At 62.5% G+C, this 19,193-nt stretch carries 21 protein-coding genes; 20 read left to right on the top strand and 1 reads right to left on the bottom strand.

The window, feature by feature from the left end; genetic code table 11:
• Window positions 1–35: 35 nt before the first annotated feature.
• From KF715_21555 to KF715_21460, 20 genes are all read left to right on the top strand, one after another.
• Window positions 36–1,100 carry a glycosyltransferase gene (locus tag KF715_21555; GenBank protein MBX3739289.1) on the top strand — a complete coding sequence of 355 codons (1,065 nt, stop codon included), beginning with the start codon at window positions 36–38 and terminating at the stop codon, window positions 1,098–1,100.
• Between the two features lie 4 nt (window positions 1,101–1,104).
• On the top strand, window positions 1,105–2,223 hold the full coding sequence (locus KF715_21550; protein MBX3739288.1) for a glycosyltransferase: 1,119 nt from the start codon (window positions 1,105–1,107) through the stop codon (window positions 2,221–2,223).
• A complete protein-coding gene (locus KF715_21545; GenBank protein MBX3739287.1) occupies window positions 2,220–3,389 on the top strand; it encodes a glycosyltransferase family 4 protein in 1,170 nt (389 codons plus the stop codon). The genes KF715_21550 and KF715_21545 overlap by 4 nt, the downstream gene beginning before the upstream one ends.
• A gap of 22 nt (window positions 3,390–3,411) precedes the next feature.
• The gene (gene asnB, locus KF715_21540; protein MBX3739286.1) at window positions 3,412–5,337 is read left to right on the top strand and encodes an asparagine synthase (glutamine-hydrolyzing); all 1,926 of its coding nucleotides are present in this window, start codon (window positions 3,412–3,414) and stop codon (window positions 5,335–5,337) included.
• A complete protein-coding gene (locus tag KF715_21535; GenBank protein MBX3739285.1) occupies window positions 5,334–6,398 on the top strand; it encodes a hypothetical protein in 1,065 nt (354 codons plus the stop codon). Before asnB ends, KF715_21535 begins: the two co-directional genes overlap by 4 nt.
• A complete protein-coding gene (locus tag KF715_21530; protein ID MBX3739284.1) occupies window positions 6,395–7,339 on the top strand; it encodes a polysaccharide deacetylase family protein in 945 nt (314 codons plus the stop codon). The genes KF715_21535 and KF715_21530 overlap by 4 nt, the downstream gene beginning before the upstream one ends.
• A gap of 29 nt (window positions 7,340–7,368) precedes the next feature.
• Window positions 7,369–7,605, top strand: coding sequence for an acyl carrier protein (locus KF715_21525; GenBank protein MBX3739283.1), 237 nt, complete (start codon window positions 7,369–7,371; stop codon window positions 7,603–7,605).
• A complete protein-coding gene (locus tag KF715_21520; protein MBX3739282.1) occupies window positions 7,602–8,858 on the top strand; it encodes an AMP-binding protein in 1,257 nt (418 codons plus the stop codon). Before KF715_21525 ends, KF715_21520 begins: the two co-directional genes overlap by 4 nt.
• Complete coding sequence (locus KF715_21515) at window positions 8,855–9,583, top strand: SDR family oxidoreductase (protein ID MBX3739281.1); 729 nt, start codon at window positions 8,855–8,857, stop codon at window positions 9,581–9,583. The genes KF715_21520 and KF715_21515 overlap by 4 nt, the downstream gene beginning before the upstream one ends.
• A 7-nt stretch (window positions 9,584–9,590) precedes the next feature.
• Window positions 9,591–10,685 carry a ketoacyl-ACP synthase III gene (locus KF715_21510; GenBank protein MBX3739280.1) on the top strand — a complete coding sequence of 365 codons (1,095 nt, stop codon included), beginning with the start codon at window positions 9,591–9,593 and terminating at the stop codon, window positions 10,683–10,685.
• Window positions 10,682–10,906 (top strand): acyl carrier protein, encoded by a 225-nt coding sequence (locus KF715_21505; GenBank protein MBX3739279.1) that lies wholly within the window; start codon window positions 10,682–10,684, stop codon window positions 10,904–10,906. Before KF715_21510 ends, KF715_21505 begins: the two co-directional genes overlap by 4 nt.
• Window positions 10,903–11,640: an SDR family oxidoreductase gene (locus KF715_21500; GenBank protein MBX3739278.1), complete on the top strand. Its 738-nt coding sequence runs from the start codon at window positions 10,903–10,905 to the stop codon at window positions 11,638–11,640. Before KF715_21505 ends, KF715_21500 begins: the two co-directional genes overlap by 4 nt.
• Window positions 11,641–11,655: 15 nt before the next feature.
• Window positions 11,656–11,931: a hypothetical protein gene (locus KF715_21495; GenBank protein MBX3739277.1), complete on the top strand. Its 276-nt coding sequence runs from the start codon at window positions 11,656–11,658 to the stop codon at window positions 11,929–11,931.
• 24 nt (window positions 11,932–11,955) lie between these two features.
• Window positions 11,956–12,798 carry a class II fructose-bisphosphate aldolase gene (locus KF715_21490; protein ID MBX3739276.1) on the top strand — a complete coding sequence of 281 codons (843 nt, stop codon included), beginning with the start codon at window positions 11,956–11,958 and terminating at the stop codon, window positions 12,796–12,798.
• Between the two features lie 3 nt (window positions 12,799–12,801).
• Window positions 12,802–14,271 carry an FGGY-family carbohydrate kinase gene (locus tag KF715_21485; protein MBX3739275.1) on the top strand — a complete coding sequence of 490 codons (1,470 nt, stop codon included), beginning with the start codon at window positions 12,802–12,804 and terminating at the stop codon, window positions 14,269–14,271.
• A 95-nt stretch (window positions 14,272–14,366) separates the two neighbouring features.
• On the top strand, window positions 14,367–15,347 hold the full coding sequence (locus KF715_21480; protein ID MBX3739274.1) for an iron-containing alcohol dehydrogenase: 981 nt from the start codon (window positions 14,367–14,369) through the stop codon (window positions 15,345–15,347).
• Window positions 15,340–16,077, top strand: a complete 738-nt coding sequence (locus tag KF715_21475) for an NTP transferase domain-containing protein (protein MBX3739273.1) — start codon at window positions 15,340–15,342, stop codon at window positions 16,075–16,077. The genes KF715_21480 and KF715_21475 overlap by 8 nt, the downstream gene beginning before the upstream one ends.
• 2 nt (window positions 16,078–16,079) lie before the next feature.
• Window positions 16,080–16,727, top strand: a complete 648-nt coding sequence (locus KF715_21470; GenBank protein MBX3739272.1) for a CDP-alcohol phosphatidyltransferase family protein — start codon at window positions 16,080–16,082, stop codon at window positions 16,725–16,727.
• Between the two features lie 110 nt (window positions 16,728–16,837).
• Window positions 16,838–17,704, top strand: a complete 867-nt coding sequence (locus KF715_21465) for an ATP-grasp domain-containing protein (GenBank protein MBX3739271.1) — start codon at window positions 16,838–16,840, stop codon at window positions 17,702–17,704.
• The gene (locus KF715_21460) at window positions 17,670–18,374 is read left to right on the top strand and encodes an HAD family hydrolase (GenBank protein ID MBX3739270.1); all 705 of its coding nucleotides are present in this window, start codon (window positions 17,670–17,672) and stop codon (window positions 18,372–18,374) included. The genes KF715_21465 and KF715_21460 overlap by 35 nt, the downstream gene beginning before the upstream one ends.
• Here KF715_21460 and KF715_21455 read toward each other — a convergent pair whose 3' ends face one another.
• Window positions 18,375–19,070 (bottom strand): exosortase-associated EpsI family protein, encoded by a 696-nt coding sequence (locus KF715_21455; protein MBX3739269.1) that lies wholly within the window; start codon window positions 19,068–19,070, stop codon window positions 18,375–18,377.
• Between the last annotated feature and the right edge of the window lie 123 nt (window positions 19,071–19,193).

The following is a 19,193-nucleotide window of genomic DNA, read 5'->3' as shown; positions in this document are numbered from 1 at the left end:
CTTCCCTTTGGATAGATACGCCGGAGCTCCGACTGGTGATTACCACGCTGGCCGGTGGCGGGTCTGAACGGGTCTGCTTTGAGTTGGCGAACCAGTGGGCGCGCGAGGGACGTCGCGTGGAACTGCTGTTGGTGCGACGCGACGGAGTGTTTCTGACGGAACTTGATCCACGTGTGCAAGTGGCAGAAGCCGGCGTTCGCCGGGTGCGCCACGCGCTGTTCTGGCTGCTGCGACAGCTCAATCGCTCGCCGCGCGTGCCGACCCTGCTCTTTGGTTTTGAACTCGGCACTTCGCTTGGCGCACTGCGGCGGCTCGGGCTGGTCCGGGCGCCGCTCGTTTACCGGGAAGGCAGCTGTCCAGTGCGGAACATTCCGGCAGTCTCTCACTGGAAGTATGCCGCCTTCGTCGGGGCGGTGGATGGCATGATCGCCCAAAGTGAGCAGGCCTTGGGGAATCTGCGGTTGCTCGGAGCTTGGCCGCCCGTGCACCAGGTGATCTGGAATCCGGCCGCGAAGCCAGCGATGAACGTCGTCTCTGGCTCGAGCGGCGGTCCCGCGGCCGCGCTGCGTCTGGTCGCGATCGGGCGGCTGTCGCCGGAGAAAGGTTATGCACGGCTGATTGATGCGGTCGCCCGGTTGCGCTCGCAAGGTCGCTCGGTGACGCTGACGATCGCCGGCGAAGGATCGCAGCGTGCCTCGCTCGAGGCGCGGATCGATGCGCTCGGGTTGAGGAGTTCGGTAAATCTTGTCGGTTTCATCGCGCAACCAACGAAGTTGCTCGCGGAGGCCGACTACTTCGTGCTCGGTTCGCATTACGAGGGTCAGCCGAATGCATTGCTCGAAGCTTTGCAGCGGGGCGCCCGCGTCGTTGCGGCCGGTGGTGCGGGCGTCGGTGAATTGCTCGGCGTCCTTGGGCTCGGTGCGTGTTGGATTTCCGAGGGCGAAGCCGACTTTGTCGTCGCCTTGGAATCGGCGCTGGATCGCGCCGGGCAGCTGCCCGCGGCAACGTGGCGGGATGCGCGGGCGGAGCTCGCTCGGCGCACGGCGATCGAGAAGGTCGCGGGCGAATATCGACGGGTCATGGAGGCGTGCGTCCCTTGAATTCGTGAAGGCGATCTTCGTCATCAATTCGCTCGGCGGTGGCGGGGCCGAGAAACAACTCCTGCTGACCGCTACGATGCTCGCGCGGGCCGGGCACGGCTGCACGATCGTGACGTTGCGGGGCATCGAGCCTCATCCGCGGATGGCCCCCCTCATCGCCGAGGCGCGGACAGCCGGCGTGGAGTGGTGCGAACCTGCGCAGCGGAAACGGTTCTTGTGGTCGGAGGTCTGGCGACTCCGACGGTTGCTGCGCGCGCAGCCGGACGCGCTTCTTTGGACATGGGGTTACCGCGCCGACGTCGTGCGCCTCCTGCTCGGGACAGTGGGTTGCCGGCCGCGCACGCTCGTGGCGTTGCGCAGCGCCGACGGTCCGCGCCTGGCGCGCTATCGATGGTATTGGCGGCTGCTGCGTGCCTGCACCGATCTTTTTGTCAGCAACAGCCGGTTGAATCTCGACCAGCTGGAAGCAGTCGCGCCCGGCGCCTGGGCGCGCGGTGCGGTCATCTACAACGCGCTGGACCAGCAGACCCTCGCGCGACCGACAATCGAGCTTCCGGCCGCTCGCCCGCAATCACTGCGTATCCATCTGCTCGGCAATGTGCTCATTCAGATCAAAGGCTACGATGTGTTGATCCCGTTGGCCCGCTCTATCCAGGCACGGGGCTGGCCGTGGATGCTTCACGTCGGTGGCGCTCCTTTCGAGGGAGCGACCTTGCAGGCAATGATTGACGAAGCTGGAGTCGCCGATGTCGTGCAGCTCGAAGGCCTGATCGAGCAACCATTGGATTTCCTATGTGCCGGACACGTGTATCTGATGCTCAGCCGGGTCGAAGGGATGCCCAACGCGTTACTTGAGGCGATGAGCCTCGGCTTGCCGGCCGTCTGCACCCGGGTCGGCGACGTGCCGCACTTCGCGCGCGACCGGGAGCACCTGCGGCTAGTGAACGTGGCGGATGTGACGGGCACGCTGGCCGCACTTGAGGAGATCTGGGCGGACTGGCCGGAAGCCGTGGCGATGGGAAAACGCGGACGGGACCGCTGCCGCGAATTGTTCACGATGGAACGGATGACCGCGGAAACGTTGAGCATGCTTGAGAATTTCGAAAGGAAGACCAGACGATGAAGGTCCTCCTGCTCGCCAGCTTCGACCGTTCGCTCGTGAATTTCCGCGGTCCGCTCATCCGCGATCTGGTTGCGGCTGGCTGCAAGGTCGTGGCCGCGGCGCCCGCGGAGAGCAAGGAAGTGCCGCGGCAAGTGGAGGACTTGGGAGCTCGTTTCGTGGGCGTCGAGTTGGCACGGACCGGGCTCAATCCATGGGCGGATTTCCGGACCTACCGACGGCTGCGCCGCCTGATCGCAACGGAGAAGCCAGACGTGGTTCTGGGCTACACGATCAAGCCGGTCATCTACGGCTCTCTGGCCGCGGGCAGCGAAGGCGTGGCGCGGATCGTCGCCCTGATCACCGGGCTGGGCACGGCGTTCCATTCAACCGGCTTGAAGGGACGGACCCTACGCACTGTGGCCCTGATGCTCTACCGCGTTTCGCTCCGGCGGGCGCATCGTGTCGTGGTGCAGAATCCCGACATCGCCGCCCTGTTCATCGCGGAGCGGATCGCGGAAAAAGCCAAGTTGACGGTGGTCCGTGGTTCCGGGGTGGACCTCGTCCATTTCGCCGAACGAGCGGTGCCGGCGGCGCCCATGCGGTTTCTCTATCTGGGGCGCCTCCTGCGCGACAAGGGTTTGGCCGAGTTCGCCACGGCCGCCCGCCAAGTGCGCGCGGTCTGTCCCGAAGCCGAATGCAGGATCGTGGGCGGCGCTGATCCGAATCCCACCGGGATCTCCTTGGCTGAAGTGCACGCTTGGCAAGCCGAGGGCATCCTCACCTATGCTGGACACTGCTCCGACGTGCGTCCGGAGCTTGAAGCTGCCACCGTTTATGTCCTCCCCTCCTATCATGAAGGCATGCCCCGTTCGGTGCTCGAGGCCATGGCGGTCGGTCGGGCGATCATCACCACGGACACCATTGGGTGCCGGGAGACCGTGCGGTTGCGGGCGGGCATGAAAGCGGACGCGCACCGTGTGCTGGAGGGGGAGAATGGCCTGCTTGTGCCGGTGCGGGACGCGGAGGCTCTGGCCGAGGCGATGCTCCGTCTTGCCCGTGATCCAAGCCGGGTCCGTGCGATGGGGGCGCGGTCGCGGGCGATTGCGGTCGAGGAATTCGACGTCCGAAAGGTCAATGCCGCCATGTTGGGTGCCATGGGCGTGGGTGCATCCAGGGAGGGCCTCTGATATGTGCGGCATTGCGGGATTCATGGTTCAGGAGCCCCAGCGGTCAGCGCCTGAGCATCGGGAGATCCTGCACCGCATGCGCGATGCGCTGCGATTGCGTGGACCCGACGAAGCCGGGGGCTGGCAGAGTGCGGACAACTGCGTCCACCTCGGGCACCGGCGGCTTTCGATTCTCGACCTGACTCCCTCGGGGGCACAACCCATGCGTTCGCCGGATGGCCGACGGACGATCGTCTTCAATGGCGAGATCTACAACTTCCGCATCCTCCGGGCGCAGCTCGAACAGCGGGGCGCGCGGTTCGTGGGCAAGTCTGACACCGAGGTGCTCCTCCATGCGCTGGGCGAATGGGGCGAGGTCGAAACGCTGCGGCGGCTCGACGGGATGTTTGCGTTCGCGGTGTGGGATGCGCAAGAAAGCACCCTGACCCTCGCTCGTGATCGCATCGGGGAAAAGCCGCTGTATTACGCCGCGACCGCCCGCGGGATCCTTTTTAGCTCGGAGCTGAAGGCACTCCGCCAGCATCCTGAATTCGATCGCCGGATCGACCGGGTGGCGTTGGCGCACTATGTGAGGCACGGCTACGTGCCCGGGCCGCTCGCCATCTACCAAGGTTGCCGCAAGCTCCAGCCGGGTCAGTTTCTGGTCTACCGTCTCGGCGGAGGGCTGTCGGAGCCCACGCCCTACTGGTCGGCGTCGAACCTGCTGGAGACCCGTGATGTGGAGACACGGTCAGCGGATGACCCCTTGCTCGTGGATGAGCTTGAAGATCTGCTGCGGCGCTCGGTCGGTGAGCGGATGGTGGCCGATGTGCCCTTGGGCGCCTTGCTGTCGGGAGGGATCGATTCGTCACTCATCGTCGCGTTGATGCAGGCGCAGAGCGGAAGACCCGTGAAGACCTTCACCATCGGTTTTGGCGATTCGCCGTTCGATGAGGCCCCGTATGCCAAGCAGGTTGCCCGGCATCTCGGAACCGAACATCACGAGCATCAGGTTACCGCCGAGGAGACGCTGGCGCTGGTGACGGAACTGCCCGGGATCTACGATGAGCCCTTTGCCGACTCGTCGCAGGTCCCGACGACCCTCGTATCGCGCTTCACGCGCCGCCATGTGACCGTGGCCCTGTCCGGCGATGCGGGCGATGAGCTGTTCTGCGGCTACAACCGCTACCTGTGGAGCGCACGGGTGTGGCCGCGGTTGGCGAGGCTCCCGCTGGTGCTACGCGCAGGATTGGCCCAGGCGATCATGGCCGGGCGGCCGGCCACGTGGACGAAGTTCGCCGACTTCATGGCGCCCGTGCTTCCGTCCCGACTGAGGGTGCGCGGGGCCGGGGACAAGCTGCACAAGCTCGCTCGGGCCGCCTGGGCCCGTTCACCTGAGGAGCTCTATGTCCAGCTAGCCACGATGTGGCCCGATCCGGGGATGATTGTGCTCGGTGCCGGACTTCCCCCGGCGACGTCAGAATTTCATCTCCTGCCCGGCGAGATGCCGTTCGTGCAACGGATGATGTTTCACGATCTGACGACCTGCCTGCCTGATGACATGCTCTGCAAGGTGGATCGGGCGGCGATGTCGGCGAGCCTGGAGGTGCGGGTGCCGTTTCTCGCCAACGAACTTGTGCGTTTCGCGTGGCGGGTTCCGGCAGCGACCCACATGCAGGGTGGGGTGGGGAAGCGGCTTTTGCGCAACGTGCTGGCCCGCCATGTGCCGAGGGAGCTCTTCGAACGGCCGAAGGCCGGATTCGGCGTGCCCATCCGGGATTGGCTGCGGGGACCGCTGCGGGAATGGGCAGCGGAACTGCTCGCGGCGGACCGACTGAAACGTGACGGATTTTTCGCCTCTGGGCCGATTCAAGAAGCATGGACGGAGCACCAGAGCGGCAGGCGATCCAACCAGCACCAACTCTGGTCAGTGCTGATGTTCCAATCTTGGCTGGACGCAAATCGATGAGTTGCCACGACATCCGGATTGTTGCAGGCGAAGCGAAGCGGGAACTGGATTACCTCGTGTTCGCCCGGGCAAGTTTTGGTCCGCAGGCCTACCAAGCGTCACCGAATTATCTCCGCTGGCTTTACGACGAGGCACCGTTGAGTCGCGGCCGGACTCGCGATTTCCACTTGGCCGTCGATGCTGGCGGGCGGGTGGTCGGGTGCATTCATGTGCAGCGCATGCCTTGGCGCTGGCTCGGGACCGAGATCGCCGTGGCTGCGCCGCAAAACACGATGGTGCTGGCGGAGCACCGCAAGAGCGGAGCTGGTGGACTGCTCTCGGCACAAGCCATCTTTGGGGAAAAGCACGTCCTGGTGCCAGGCACACATGAAGCCTGGGCGGGCGGCATGCGACGGCTGGGATACGCCGACCTTGATACCTGTTGGAGGGCATCTTGGCTGCGGCCCGTCGCAGCGGGTGTGCAACTTGCATGGAAGCGGATCAGGCCCAACTCTTCGACTTCGGTTGGGTGGTTCTCCGACGATGAAACAAAACGGGGCCAAACGAAGGGATTTGCGTGGCGACTGTGGCAGCCGCGCGAAGCTGGCGAAGTTGCCGATCACGCTGCCTACGCCAATCAGGCGTGGCCAGACGACGCAGCCTTTGCCCAATGGTGGAACCCGGAGGTCATGTTCTGGCGATTCTTCCATCCCTGCGGTCCGGCCCACCGCGTGCTTGAGCTCCGGCAAGAGGGAGCGATTGCTGGTTTCGCGATGGTGTCCTTGGGGCGGCGTCATGGCCTCGCCGTCGCCCGAGTCGTTGACTGGCGCGTCCAAGATGAGCAGGCCCTTGCCGTCTTGCTGAGCCTTGTCCGGGCTGCGGCGCGCCGCGCGGGTGCCCACCTGCTCCTGGTCATGGGCGGCGAGTCTCGCAGCAACCAGTGGTTGGAACGCAGTGATCTCAGCGTCTGGTCGCGGCGTCCCATCACGCTCATGCACCATCGCGAGCGTGGACTCCGCGGGATCAAGCACTCCTTCATGCCCTCGGCGGGCGATTACGGCTTCGAAGCCATACCCTCATGAGCAATACCCCGGGAAAATTCGTAGTGTCGTTTGATTGCGAGGGTAAGTGGGGTATGGCCGATCACCTGACGCCGGCCCTGGAAGCCCGTCTGACGACGGCTGCACTTGATGAAATTTATAGGAAGCTGGTTACGACGCTGGCGCGGCACGATATCCACGCCACGTTCGCGTTTGTGGGTATGTTCACGTTGTCGACTGAAATGCTGCCGCGATTTTTGAGCCGGTTGCCGAACGTGGAGTTTGACGGACGACCATGGTTGCAGGCGTTCCACCGGGCCGTGCGCAGCGATAAACTCGATGGCTGGCTCGTGCCGAGCGCGCTGCGTCGCGTGCAGTCCGACGGAAGGCACGAACTTGCCACCCACGGATTTACCCATGTGCCGCTAGCGGAGAAGGTGGTCCCAGCTGACGTCTTCGACTTGGAACTCAGCTTGGTGCGCGAACTAGCGGCGAGCCAAGGGTGGTCTCCCCGCACCATCATCTTTCCGCGCAACCAAATCGGTCATGTGGCCCGTTTGGCGGGCCATGGAGTGGTTGGTTATCGTGAACTCTGGCGGCCGGACCTGCGAGGCATGGCCCGGAGGATGGGCAGTCTCCTGCTTGAGCTTGGCATGGGGGCGAGAGCGCAAAAGGAGGCTCCCGGCGGGTTGTCTGAATCCCGTCCGATTCCGTCGGGGTATTTGTTGAACTTCTGGCACAACCGCAGCCGGCGGTTGATCAGTCGCGCCCGCACCGTGCGCCGCTGGAAGGCCTTGTTGCACGATGCAGCTGCACGGGGCGGAGTGGTCCACCTGTGGAGCCATCCTCATAATTTTCTTACGGATCCCGGCCTGCTGCCGGTCTTTGATGCGATCCTCTCCGAGGCCGCCATTCTCGTTGCCGAGGGACGTTTGCTGAATCCGACCCAGGTGGAGTATTGCGTCCCCCCAGCGCGCCCCTGATCCGTTGTATGGCCGCTTCCGACATTTCTATGAACGACAAGCTCCTCGTTATCGTGAATCAAGTTAGGGCCAACAAAGCCCTGCCGCTATTGCCAGCACTCGAATCGACGGACCGGTTGCGCGAGGATCTCGGATTCGAGTCGCTGGATCTCGCCGAATTGACGGTGCGTATCGAAGAGGAGTTTGGCGTCGACGTGTTTGCGGACGGTCTTGTGAACACGGTGGGCGAGATCCACGACAGGCTCACTGGCAGTCGCAAGGGATGAACGAGGCCACAGACCGAGATTGGCTAATTGATGCCCGCAGCGGGCTTCGCACCAAGTATGCCGAGCTACTCGCCCGGTTGAACGCCCGGACGGCGACGCTGCGTCCCTGCTTTCAGCCCGCGTCCACGAACGAGGCTTTGGTGGAGGTGACGCTGGCCGTGGCGCGGGATGCTGACCTCACACTTTTCGATCATGATTTCGGTGCACGTGAAATCGAAGCCCTTGGCTATTCGACGGTCCAGTTGAACCAGCCAACAACGATGATCGCGGGCGGGACGCTGACCATAGCCTCACTCGCGCAGCTAGCGGCGGGCGGATCCCGAGCGCGATTGGGTCTGTTCACTTCCGGTTCCACGGGACTGCCCAAGCTCGTCTGGCAGAGCGTGGCCAATCTGGCTCGGGCCGTTAAAGTCTCGACGAGGCACGCCGAGGCAATCTGGGCGTTCGCGTATAATCCGACGCACGTAGCCGGGATCCAGGTCTACCTGCAAGCACTCGCCAACGGTTGCACGGTGGTTGACGTTCAGGGTCTGGACCGGGCTGGCGTGCTCGACGCGCTGTCGTGCCACCGGGTCACACACATATCGGCGACTCCCAGCTTCTACCGCTTGCTCTTGCCCGTGGATCGCTCGCTGCCGGGCGTTCGGTCAGTGACGCTCGGAGGAGAGCGTGCTGACGGACCGCTGGTGGCCAAGGTTTCCGCCCTGTTCCCCAATGCGCGCGTGCACAATGTCTACGCTTCGACGGAGGCGGGGACACTGCTGGTGGCCGATGGAGATGTTTTTGCGATCGCTCCGGGATTGGAGGGCCGCATCGCGGTGCGCGAAGGTCAGCTGAACGTGCACCGTGCATTGCTTGGCGAATTCGCCGGTTGCCCCTTGGCTGGCGACTGGTATGCGACGGGAGACATGGTCGAGATCGTTTCGGAGCAGCCCTTGCGCTTTCGGATCGTCGCACGCGAACGGGATTGGGTGAATGTCGGCGGGAGCAAAGTTAACCCCCACGAGGTGGAGGCTGTCCTCGCTGCACATCCCGGTGTTGGGCAGGTGCGCGTTCTTGGCCGGAAGAACTCAGTCATGGGGCATATCCTTTGTGCAGAGATCGTGCTACTCGACGCATTCGTCGGCCTAGTGACGGAAACCGAGATCCGCGCCTACGCGGCGGAACGATTGCAACCCTTCAAAATCCCCCGGATCATTCGCTTCGTCTCCCAACTCGCAACGACCCGCACCGGCAAACTTTCGCGCACATGAGCAAGAACATCCTCGTCACTGGTGTCTCGCAGGGGTTGGGCCTGGCGATATCCTCGTCACTGGCCGAGGCCGGCTGGAGCGTCTACGGGGTCAGCCGTCGGCATTCTCCTGAATATGCCGTCCTTCAGGGGCGATACCCAGACCGGGTTCATTTCCATGAGTTCGACCTGGGCTGTGTCGACCGGGTCAAGCAGGATCTCTTTGGCCGATTCGTGCCCTTCGGCACGGTGTTGCACGGCTACGTGAACAACGCGGCGATGGCTTACGACGACCTTGTCACCAACCTCGATGCGAACCGGCTGCGGGCGATGTATGAGGTGAATGTGTTCGCGCCCATGATGGTCACCAAGTATGCGATTCGCCACATGCTCCTCCATCGGGTGCAGGGATCCGTTATCCACATCTCATCCATCAGCGCGCATACCGGCTACAAGGGGTTGGCGATGTATGCGTCGACGAAGGGCGCGCTGGAAGCCTTCTCGAAAAACACGGCCCGGGAGTGGGGCGAGCGCGGCATTCGCTCCAATTGCCTCGTCGCGGGATTCATGGAGACAGCCATGAGCGACAAGCTGAACGAGGAGCAACGGCAGCGGATCTACAACCGCACGGCGCTCAAGCAGGCGACCAAACTTGACTCGGTTGCGGACACGGTGGCGTTCCTGCTTGGTGACGGGGCGACGTCCATCACCGGTCAGAACATCTTCGTGGACTCCGGCACCATCTGAACCAGTCATGCCTCAGGCGAAATTCACCCAAGCGCGCATCAGCGGCATTTCCACCTGCACCGGACCGCTGTCACGGACTCTGGAACAGGACGCTCAAGCCCTGGCGTTGGAGCCGATCCAACTGGAACGGCTGCGGAACTTGGTGGGCATCCATTCGCGCCACGTCGCTCCCCCAGGGGTCACCACTCTCGATCTTTGTGAATCCGCCGCGCGGTGCTTGCTTGCCGGTGCTGGTGTTGCTGCCGACTCGCTGGACGCTGTTGTCTGCGTGACCCAGACGCCGGACCACTGGCAACCGTGCAACGCCAATCTTCTCCACGGACGGCTTGGCCTGACCAAGTCGGCGGCGGCCTTCGATATCAACCAAGGGTGCTCGGGGTGGGTCTACGGTCTCTACCTTGCCTACGGCATGGTGCAGGCTGGTGGTTGCCGGAGGGTTCTGTTGCTGGCCGGCGACACGGTGACACAGACGATCAACCCCCGGGATCGTGCGGTCGTGCCTCTGTTCGGAGATGCTGGCACAGCGACATTGATCGAGCGCACCGGTTCGGAGGATTCGTCGTGGTTTTCGCTGCATTCCGACGGCAAGGGGCACTCGGCGATCTGTATTCCGGCTGGTGGGCACCGTCTGCCGAGTTCGGCTGCCACGGCGGTGGAGGCGACGGATGCGGATGGAAACGTGCGCGCACCGGACGACCTGTTCATGAACGGGATCGAGGTATTCAATTTCACCTTGCGGGAGGAACCTCTGGCTGTGCGTGAGCTTTTGGAGTTCAGCGGACATGCCGTGGAGAGCATTGACGCGTTCGTCTTTCACCAAGCTAATCGCTTCATACTTTCGAACTTGGCCAAGCGCATCAAGGCCCCGCTAGAGAAAGTGCCATGGCGAACAGCCGAGCGGTTTGGCAACCAGAGCTCGGCGTCTGTGCCGGCGGCGATTTGCGACGCGCTCGGCTCGCAGGTGAGCGGGCGGTCCTTGAAGGTCCTCTGCTCCGGCTTCGGCGTTGGGCTTTCGTGGGCTAGCTGCGTGCTCTCCCTCGGCCCACTAACTCACTGTTCGCTCCATCAGTATGACCAATCCTCGAATGCCTTTCCGCCATGACCATTGACAAATTCATCCAGGAACTCGAAGCCAATCTGATCGGTCTCGAACCAGGCACACTCTCGCCGGACACGAACTTTCGGCATCTGCCGATCTGGGACTCCTTGGCCGCGTTGACGACTCTCGCGACCTTCGATGCCTGCTTCGGCCGACAGATTTCGGGGCAGCAACTCGGGGGCTGCGAGACCGTGCGGGACATCTTTAATCTCGGGACGCAATGAGCGTCGTCGAGGGAATTTTCGGTCTACAGGGCAAGACCATCGCGGTCGTCGGGGCGACCGGCGCCGTCGGCCGAGCCTGCGCGACGCTCTGCGGCCAACTCGGCGCCGGGCTGGTCCTGTGCAGCCGGAAGGTCGAGGAGGCTGAACATCTGCCCTCGGGGGCTCGCGTCGCCTTTGATCTCGAAAACGCAGCGGCTTTTGCCGCCGTCGTGCAGCAGATGCCGCGATTGGATGGCGTCGTGTTTTCTGCAGGCATCACGGCGGTCCGGCCGCTGGTAATGACCGATGCCACCTTGCTCCGTCGGATATTCACGGTGAACACGGAAGGACCGCTGGCCCTGCTTCGTGAGTTGGTCAGAGGCCGTCGCCTCAATCCGGGCGCCTCGGTGGTTCTGTTGGGGTCCGTGGCCGGACTGCGCGGATCCACTGGATACACAGCGTATTCCGCCAGCAAGGCTGCTTTGTCGGCGGCGGTTCGCTGCATGGCCGTGGAACTGGCTGCGGTTCCCATCCGGGTCAACGTGATCTCGCCGGGCATGTTGGAGACGCCGATGGCTGAATCTGCGGACCGTCTGCAGACCGTCGCCCAAGCGGCCGCATACAGCGCGCGCTATCCGCTGGGCAAAGGGCTACCGATGGACGCCGCGAAGGCGGCAGCGTTCCTCCTTTCACCGGCGTCCCGCTGGATCACCGGAACCGAACTCGTTGTGGACGGTGGCTGCACATTGCATTGATCCAACCGGGCGAGCGTGAAGACCAATGAAAGACTGGGGAGCCGTTTCGCTATTGCAGCTGCCGCTCATGAATCGGGTGCCGGTGACGATTCACATGCACGTTGGTCTCCGCGGTCAGTTGCGCCGTGGGGAGCGAATCTCCCCAGTCCGGCTCGATTAGGGCGAACCGGATATTTCGATCCGGCGCCGGTGCAGGCGCTGTGGCGTGAGCACCTTAGCGGCACACGCAATCACCAGCATCGACTGTGGGCCATTCTGATGTTCGAAGCATGGCTGGGCTCTTTCGACTGATGTCCTGATTCACCTAAGTATCTCATGCGCCACTCGAGTTCTCTAGCCACTGCTCTTTCATCCTCACGCGCCCGTGGGGCCGCTTTACTTGCGGTCAATGTGTTTGATTTTGAATCACTGAGTGCGCTGGCACGAGAGTTCAGCAACCGGGGCACGCCGGTCATCGCGCAATTCTCGGCCCGTTTTTTCTCGCTGCATGAACCCACAGAGGTGGTCGCGTGGAAACGCTTGGTCGCTCGAAATCGGCTCTGGCTTCATCTGGATCATTGCGCGGACCATGCCCTGTTTAGGCGCTGTGTCCGGGCTGGATTTGACTCGGTGATGTTTGACGGTAGCGGACTTCCGTTGCAGGAAAATATCAGGGAATCTCGCAGCGCGGTCCGAATTGCTCACCGATTGCGCGGGGATGTTCTGGTCGAATGCGAAATCGGCCACGTCGCGGGTGTTGAGGACGGGATGGGAAGCGACCACAAGCAAATGATTCCAGCTTTAGAGGACGTGGTGAGCTATTACCACGCAGTGCAGCCGGACACGCTGGCTGTGGGCTTTGGTAATATGCACGGCCACTACCGCGGTAATGAGCACTTCGATTTAGAGCTTATGCGGCAGGTTGCACATGCGCTGCCCCGCACGCCTCTCGTGTTGCATGGCGGCTCCGGAATGGATCTTAAGATCGTTCGACGGTTGGTGTGTGGCGGACATTGCAAGCTCAATATCAGCACGGACCTGAAGGTCGCGTGGATGGACGTGCTGAAATCGGCGGCGCAGGCCGGGTCGCCTTTGGAAGCTTGTGGACTGCTGCGTGTTCGTTCCGGTGCATTCTTCCGCGGGCTTCGCCGGAAATATCGCTCAATTCTTCCCGACTGAATCATGTTTGCCGTAGTCAATCTTGGTCTAAAGAGCATCCGCCTGTGTGTCGTCGATTCCGACGCACACATTCGCTACAAGCGGAGCCATCCGCTGCATTCCGTGATTTTCGGTGAGGCGGTGGAGCAGGATGGCGAGGAATGGTGGCGTCTTGTTATCCGTCTGTTCCAAGAGGCGGAAGCGGCTGGTGTGGCGACAGAGAAAATAAGAGCGATCACGGTCTCCGCCTCATCTTCCTGTTTGGTTTGCGTGGGTGAGCGTGGCGAATTGCTCCGTCCAATTATCATGGTGAATGACCGCCGCCATCGCCACTTTGAGGCGAGCGGCACACCAGTCATGATTCAGCGGATGCGTTGGCTGGCCCACACGGAGCCCGAGATTCACCAGCGAACTGCTTGGTTTCTGAGCCCGAACGATTTTTTGATTTACCGGATGACAGGTGTGGCGGCCACAGATCCGCTCAACGCCGAGAAATTTGGCTACGACCCGCGATGCAGTCAGTATGTTGGATGTGGCGCAGACGAGCTACGTCGACTGCCGGGGGTGCTCGCAGTTGGTTCGGCCGTTGCTGAACTTCATGAAGATGTGGCGTCGTTGTTCCGGGTTGGCCGGGGAACCAAGGTCTTTGTGTCCTCCTATGACGCCGTCGTCTCCGTCATCGGAAGCGGTGCGGTGGAAGTCGGAGATTTGTGCGACGTGTCTGGCACGGTCACGTCGATTCGAATGGTGTCCACTGCGACGAGTCAGCATCCGACGGGAGCAATCTTCACGCAGTCGGCGCCGGTCCCGGGTCTGACCTACGTCGGCGGCAGCACCAATCTCGGCGGCGGGTTGATCGAATGGCTGAAGACAACGTTTTACCCTCCTCACGAGCACGTCTACGAACACATCGATGCCGATGTGCGGGACCTGCCGCCGGATCAGTGCCCCCTGATTTTTTTGCCCTATTTACTCGGCGAACGAGCACCGCTCTGGGACTCCGATGCGCGCGGGGTATTTTTCGGATTGGAGCGAAGTCACGGGAGACGCCATTTTGCGCGGGCCACGCTCGAAGGCGCAGCTCTCATGGGGCGCAGTCTGATTGAAGAAATCGTCGCGGTGCATGGAACTCGTCCTCGACGCATCCGCTTGAGCGGCGGTCTCAGCCGGCTGGGGGCGGCGAGCCAAATAAAAGCCGATGTCTACGGGCAGCCCCTGGAAGTGGTTGCTGAATTTGAAAGCACGGTTATGGGCTCCTTCCTGCTCGGCTTCCAGAGCGAGTTGGTGAAACGGCGCCCGTTGACTGAACTGTTTCACACAACCGTGCGCAGCCGCGAAATCGTGCTTCCCGACTCCGGGTCTGCTGCGCTCTACGAGCGAAAGTATGAAATTTTTCGAGAGCTCTACCAAACATTGAAGCCGCAATTCGCAAAACTCCGAACTCTTCCTCGCGAAGAGCTGAAGTCGGAAGACGGCATGTTGGAGAATCTATGAGCGGTCCCCGACTGCACCACATCCATGACCAAGCGGCATGGGCGGCTATCGTGGACGCTGATCCCTCGCGGACATTCCTAGTTTACACGCGGAGCATGGAGGCGCACGTCCAGCGGATTTTTCCGCGCGTGCCGTCGCACTCACGACTGCGGCTCGTGCGCGAGCCGCACGTGGAAGACTTCGCCGGGCTGGGGGACGCAGCGCGGAAGGCCGAGGTAGTTGTGGGAGTGGGAGGTGGTCGCGCGCTCGATGCGGCCAAGGTCGTCGCGCACTGGGGGCGCGCGTTCCACACTGCCTCCGAGCTGGGCGCGCTGCTCGCGGCCGGTGGTCGAGTCACGGCGGATGCGAGAGCCCGCATGGTGATGGCGCCGAGCATCGCGAGCAGCGGTTCAGAGAGTAGCCGGGGCGCAATCATCACGGTTGGCGCGCAAAAGATGGGTTTGCGCGGGCCGTCGGTCGAACCAGACGACGTGGTCCACGATCCAACGCTGTGGACTTCGCTTCCGACTGCGTCACGTGCGCATTTCGCTTTCGACGTGTTTGCTCATTTTGCCGAGACCACGGCGAGCAAGCGATGTGCGGTCGAAACCCTCGCTCACGCACGAGAGGGCATGGGAGAATTCTGGTCGTGGTGGCGGGACGGAGGCAGGGAGCTGGTTAGCTATGGCGCGGCGATGCGTGCGGCATTTCACGCCGGACGGTGTCTCGCGACTTCGTCGACCTGCCTGCCGCATCGCGTGCAATACGTTTTGGGTCCGGCCACGGATACGACACACGTTGAAGGAATTTGGGCTTTGTTCCCTGGCTGGTTCGATTTGCTCATCGAAACCTCGCCGAGCGCTGCCGGGAAAGTGGCCAAAATGCTCAACCCGACCATGCGTCCCGACGCGACGGAGTTCGCGCGGGTCACTCTGCCTTCGGTGCACGGCTTGGCTGCGCCCAGTCGACGCATTGAAATCGCTCAGGAGGACGTATTTTCGTTGAGTGCGCAGGTGACTGGCGATCTGGCGGCGGACCCTGCGTTCGTCGGACCTTCCTCGGTCGAGCGTCTGCTTCGTTCTCTTTCCCATGATTGATGAGATCCTAATTCTCGCTGCCGGCCTGGGATCGCGCATGGCTGCGATCACCCATGATCGGCCCAAGTGCATGGCTCCCTTCCAAGGGGGAACCTTCCTGAGTCGTCTACTCCAACAGTTGAGTCCGCATCGTCCGCGCCGGATTCATATCGTTGGCGGCTATCAGGTCGAGGCGTTGCGCCGCTATCTGGAAAACGCCGAGTTCGCTGGCCTGCCATTCAATGTGATCACGAACAGCGAATTTGCGCGCACGAACAGCTTGGCATCGTGTGCCTTGGCGCTCGCCGAGGCACGTGGTCAGCTACTCGTGTTGAATTCCGACGTGGTTTACGACGCCGAAGTCATTCGTCGGATGGTGACGCACAGCGCACCGTTCGCGTTTGCCTTGGATCGATCGTGTTACAGCGAAGAATCCGAAAAAATCGCGCTGCGCGGTGATGGGCTCGCGGTGCAGATTGCGAAGACACTCACGGCGGCGGAGGCGGCCGGGTGTTCACTCGATCTCTACCGTTTCAACACGGAATCCGACGACGGCGCGTGGCGCGGAATGCTCGCTAATTTTCTCGCGCGACCAAACACGTCTCGTCGGCTTTTTGAGGATTTTATCGATTTCACACTGATCGCCCGTCCGTGGGAGTGTGTCGACGTCAGCGGACTGGAGTGGTATGAGATCGACACGGTTGAAGAGCTGAAGGAAGCCGAAGCACTATTTAATCAATTAAAACTCTGATCATGGTCCTGAGCTTCTACCGGCGCCAATTGGCAAAGCCTTACGTCAAACGCTACATGGCGTGGACCGACATCTTCGTGCTAGAGCCCGCCTCGGCCATCGTGACCGAATGGGTGAGCCCGTTGTCCTGGCTGTCACCAAATTCGATTACTTGTATTTCTTTTCTCATCAACTCAATCGCAGTCTATTTTTATACGCTGGGCGGAACTGCGAATTGGGTCATCGGCGCCGTGATCTGGCAACTCGGTTACGTGTTGGACGGGGTGGACGGCAAGCTTGCACGGAAGCGCGGAATCACCTCGCCCTTTGGAGCGAAGCTGGACGTGACCCTCGACAAGGCGAAGAAGGTGATGTGCCTTGCTGCGATTTGGTGGAGCAGTCCGGAGGCGCACCAGCTTTGGCTCGGGCTTATTTACGTTGGCCACTACGGATTACAGATCTGGCGGGTGGCGAAGAGTTCGGCACTTTACGATGCGATCCACCGCCATCGTGTGCGCGAGGTTTTCGAGCCCCTCGACGTGCAAAACTTCATGATCCTACTCGGGCCTTTGACCGGGCAACCTCTGCTTTTTGCCGCCCTGGCTTCAATCGGGTTGATCATCGATCGGATGGCACACTTGACCTATCGTGGGACGGTTTCCAATCGATGAGCACACGTGCCATTCTCGTGACCTCCGCCGGCCGGCGAAATCAACTCATCGGTTGCTTTCGTCGCGATGCGGCGGAGTTGGGCATCGCGCTCCGCGTGCTGGCTGCGGACATGGATCCCCGCCTCAGCCCGGCGTGCCAGGAGGCCGACGCTGCGTTCACGGTGCCGCGCTGCATTTCGCCGGACTACATCGATCGCTTGTTGGCCATTTGCGCCGAAGAGCGCGTCAGCCTGCTCGTGCCGACGATCGATCCCGAACTGGCGGTTCTCGCTCGGAGCACGGAGCGTTTTGCGGCGGTCGGCACGCGCGTGGTGGTTTCGAGTCCGGACGTAGTCGCGCTTGCGAACGACAAGGAATCTACCGCGCGCGTGTTGAAATCGGCCGGGGTGCCTGTTCCGGAAACGATGCCGTTCGACTCGTGGCGCGCCCGGCCCGAGTCTCTAGGTTGGCCGGTGCTCCTGAAGCCCATTGCCGGTAGCGCCTCCGTCGGCATTCGGCGGCTGCAGCATGCCGGCGAGCTCGCGTCGGTTCCCGCCGTGCTGCCGGCATTCATCGCCCAAGAATGCGCGGTGGGGCGCGAATACACGGTGAACGTGTTCTTCTCTCCTGCCGGGCAACTCCAATGCGCCGTGCCGCATGAGCGGCTCGAAGTCCGCTCGGGTGAGGTTTCGAAAGGGCGGACCGTAGCCCTGCGGTGTCTGATGGACGCAGCCGAGCAATTGGCGGGCGCGCTGACCGGCGCGCGGGGCCCGCTTTGTTTTCAGGCGATCGTCCGCGACGACGGGAGCTTCGCGGTCTTCGAGATCAACGCCCGTTTCGGCGGAGGCTTCCCGCTCGCGCATCAAGCCGGGGCGCGCTTCACCAAGTGGTTGCTGGAGGAATCCCTGGGCCGCGCGCCGAGCTACTCCCGCGAATGGCGGGCGGGTGTCACGATGCTGCGGTATGACGCTGCCGTGTTTCTGCATGAGGGAGAGTGAACGACTGCACACGCTCGTCTTCGATTTGGATGACACGCTTTATCCCGAGCGTGAATATGTCTTCAGCGGCTTTCGCACCGTCGACGAGTGGTTGGTCGCAGAACGCGGAGTGAAGGGGTTTATCGCGCAGGCGGAGGCGCTGTTCGCAGCTGGTGGGCGGGGACAGATTTTTGATGAAGCGCTCGCGGCACTCGGAGTGCGGGAAGACGGATTGGTTGGCCGTCTGGTCGCAGTCTACCGGGGCCATCGACCCGCGATCGACCTTCCGGCGGAAAGCGCGGCCATCCTCGCGGCGGCGCGTGGGCGCTATCGTCTGGCGCTTTTGAGTGACGGTATTCTTGAGGTCCAAAAACGGAAGGCGTCGGCGCTCGGTGTTTCGCGCTGGATCGATGTGCAAGTATTTTCGGATCAATGGGGGCGCGAGGCCTGGAAGCCGTCTGAGCGTCCGTTCCGGGAAGTGATGCGGCAGCTGCCCGGCTCGCCGGCGGGATACGTCTACATCGCCGACAATCCGCGGAAGGACTTCATCGCGCCGCGGGCTCTCGGCTGGCGGACAGTGCGCTTCCGGCGCGCGGGAGGGGAGCATGCCGCTTACGTCGGGAGCGCGGCCGAAGCCGCCGAGGCGGAAGTCGCCTCGATGGCCGATTTGCGCGCCTGGCTGGAGCTCTGATCAGTTCGCTCGGGCGATGCCCAGCGACTCGATCGAGCGAAGCAAGGTGCGGAACGCCGGATCGGTCCAGAAGGCCTCCAGTTTTTCGTTGCTGGCGATGCGAATGAAGAACTGCTCTTGGCGCTGATTCAGGCCGAAGGTCTTGAGATCGGTCAGCGGGGCCAACGCCACCATGTCGGACTGCTCTGGGCCGTAGGCATAAGCCTTGCCGCCGACAAGATGCCAGAAGGCAACATGAAGGGTCGTCTGACTGTTGAAGGAGTAGGTTCCTGCTTCGGCGGGCTGAAGAGGAGCGCCATCGCTGCCGGTCAGGATGACGGAGCGTTGACGCGAGTCACACGTCCAGCCGTTGGTTATCCAGCAGCGATCCGGCGTGTGGCGTCCGACCAAGCGCGGGGGCACGCGTTCAGGGGCCCAGTAGGCGATGTAGAGTGTGACTTCGGTTGCCCCGCGGCGATAGGATCGACTGATGAAATCATCGTAATGCAGGATTCCCTCCACCGCATTGCGTCCCTCGGCGGTGTCGGCAAGGGGCACGTCGCGAACGGACCAGCCAGGTAGGTCGCGGGGGACCAATTTTTCCAGCGGAACGTGGAGAGTCGCCGCCGGCGGGGCGGCACTGAAAAATTGAAGTCCGATGGCACTGATCAGCAACAGGCCGGCGGCTGCAACGATGGCAGGGAGGGGACGGAACACCACGCTGTGTCTGCGTGTTTCGCCGGATTCTTCCAGCCGATTCTCCGGTGAAAATGACGGGTCTGGGGCGGTGCTCCCGGTCGCCGGTAACCTCCTCACTCCTGGGCCGGTCGATGCATCGGG

The organism is Candidatus Didemnitutus sp., from assembly GCA_019634575.1.
Classification (GTDB): domain Bacteria; phylum Verrucomicrobiota; class Verrucomicrobiia; order Opitutales; family Opitutaceae; genus Didemnitutus.
The sequence above is the reverse complement of the archived record's forward strand: the minus strand, read 5'-3'. Positions and strand labels throughout refer to the sequence as shown.

What these genes read in the sequence shown, in the direction of transcription:
- KF715_21535 (MBX3739285.1), top strand. Translation starts at nt 5,334, where the DNA reads ATGAGTTGCCACGACATCCGGATTGTTGCAGGCGAAGCGAAGCGGGAA.
- KF715_21515 (MBX3739281.1), top strand. Translation starts at nt 8,855, where the DNA reads ATGAGCAAGAACATCCTCGTCACTGGTGTCTCGCAGGGGTTGGGCCTG.
- KF715_21500 (MBX3739278.1), top strand. Translation starts at nt 10,903, where the DNA reads ATGAGCGTCGTCGAGGGAATTTTCGGTCTACAGGGCAAGACCATCGCG.
- KF715_21470 (MBX3739272.1), top strand. Translation starts at nt 16,080, where the DNA reads ATGGTCCTGAGCTTCTACCGGCGCCAATTGGCAAAGCCTTACGTCAAA.
- KF715_21505 (MBX3739279.1), top strand. Translation starts at nt 10,682, where the DNA reads ATGACCATTGACAAATTCATCCAGGAACTCGAAGCCAATCTGATCGGT.
- KF715_21520 (MBX3739282.1), top strand. Translation starts at nt 7,602, where the DNA reads ATGAACGAGGCCACAGACCGAGATTGGCTAATTGATGCCCGCAGCGGG.
- asnB (MBX3739286.1), top strand. Translation starts at nt 3,412, where the DNA reads ATGGTTCAGGAGCCCCAGCGGTCAGCGCCTGAGCATCGGGAGATCCTG.
- KF715_21465 (MBX3739271.1), top strand. Translation starts at nt 16,838, where the DNA reads ATGGATCCCCGCCTCAGCCCGGCGTGCCAGGAGGCCGACGCTGCGTTC.
- KF715_21525 (MBX3739283.1), top strand. Translation starts at nt 7,369, where the DNA reads ATGAACGACAAGCTCCTCGTTATCGTGAATCAAGTTAGGGCCAACAAA.
- KF715_21475 (MBX3739273.1), top strand. Translation starts at nt 15,340, where the DNA reads ATGATTGATGAGATCCTAATTCTCGCTGCCGGCCTGGGATCGCGCATG.
- KF715_21460 (MBX3739270.1), top strand. Translation starts at nt 17,670, where the DNA reads ATGACGCTGCCGTGTTTCTGCATGAGGGAGAGTGAACGACTGCACACG.
- KF715_21530 (MBX3739284.1), top strand. Translation starts at nt 6,395, where the DNA reads ATGAGCAATACCCCGGGAAAATTCGTAGTGTCGTTTGATTGCGAGGGT.
- KF715_21480 (MBX3739274.1), top strand. Translation starts at nt 14,367, where the DNA reads ATGGAGGCGCACGTCCAGCGGATTTTTCCGCGCGTGCCGTCGCACTCA.
- KF715_21545 (MBX3739287.1), top strand. Translation starts at nt 2,220, where the DNA reads ATGAAGGTCCTCCTGCTCGCCAGCTTCGACCGTTCGCTCGTGAATTTC.
- KF715_21485 (MBX3739275.1), top strand. Translation starts at nt 12,802, where the DNA reads ATGTTTGCCGTAGTCAATCTTGGTCTAAAGAGCATCCGCCTGTGTGTC.
- KF715_21490 (MBX3739276.1), top strand. Translation starts at nt 11,956, where the DNA reads ATGCGCCACTCGAGTTCTCTAGCCACTGCTCTTTCATCCTCACGCGCC.
- KF715_21510 (MBX3739280.1), top strand. Translation starts at nt 9,591, where the DNA reads ATGCCTCAGGCGAAATTCACCCAAGCGCGCATCAGCGGCATTTCCACC.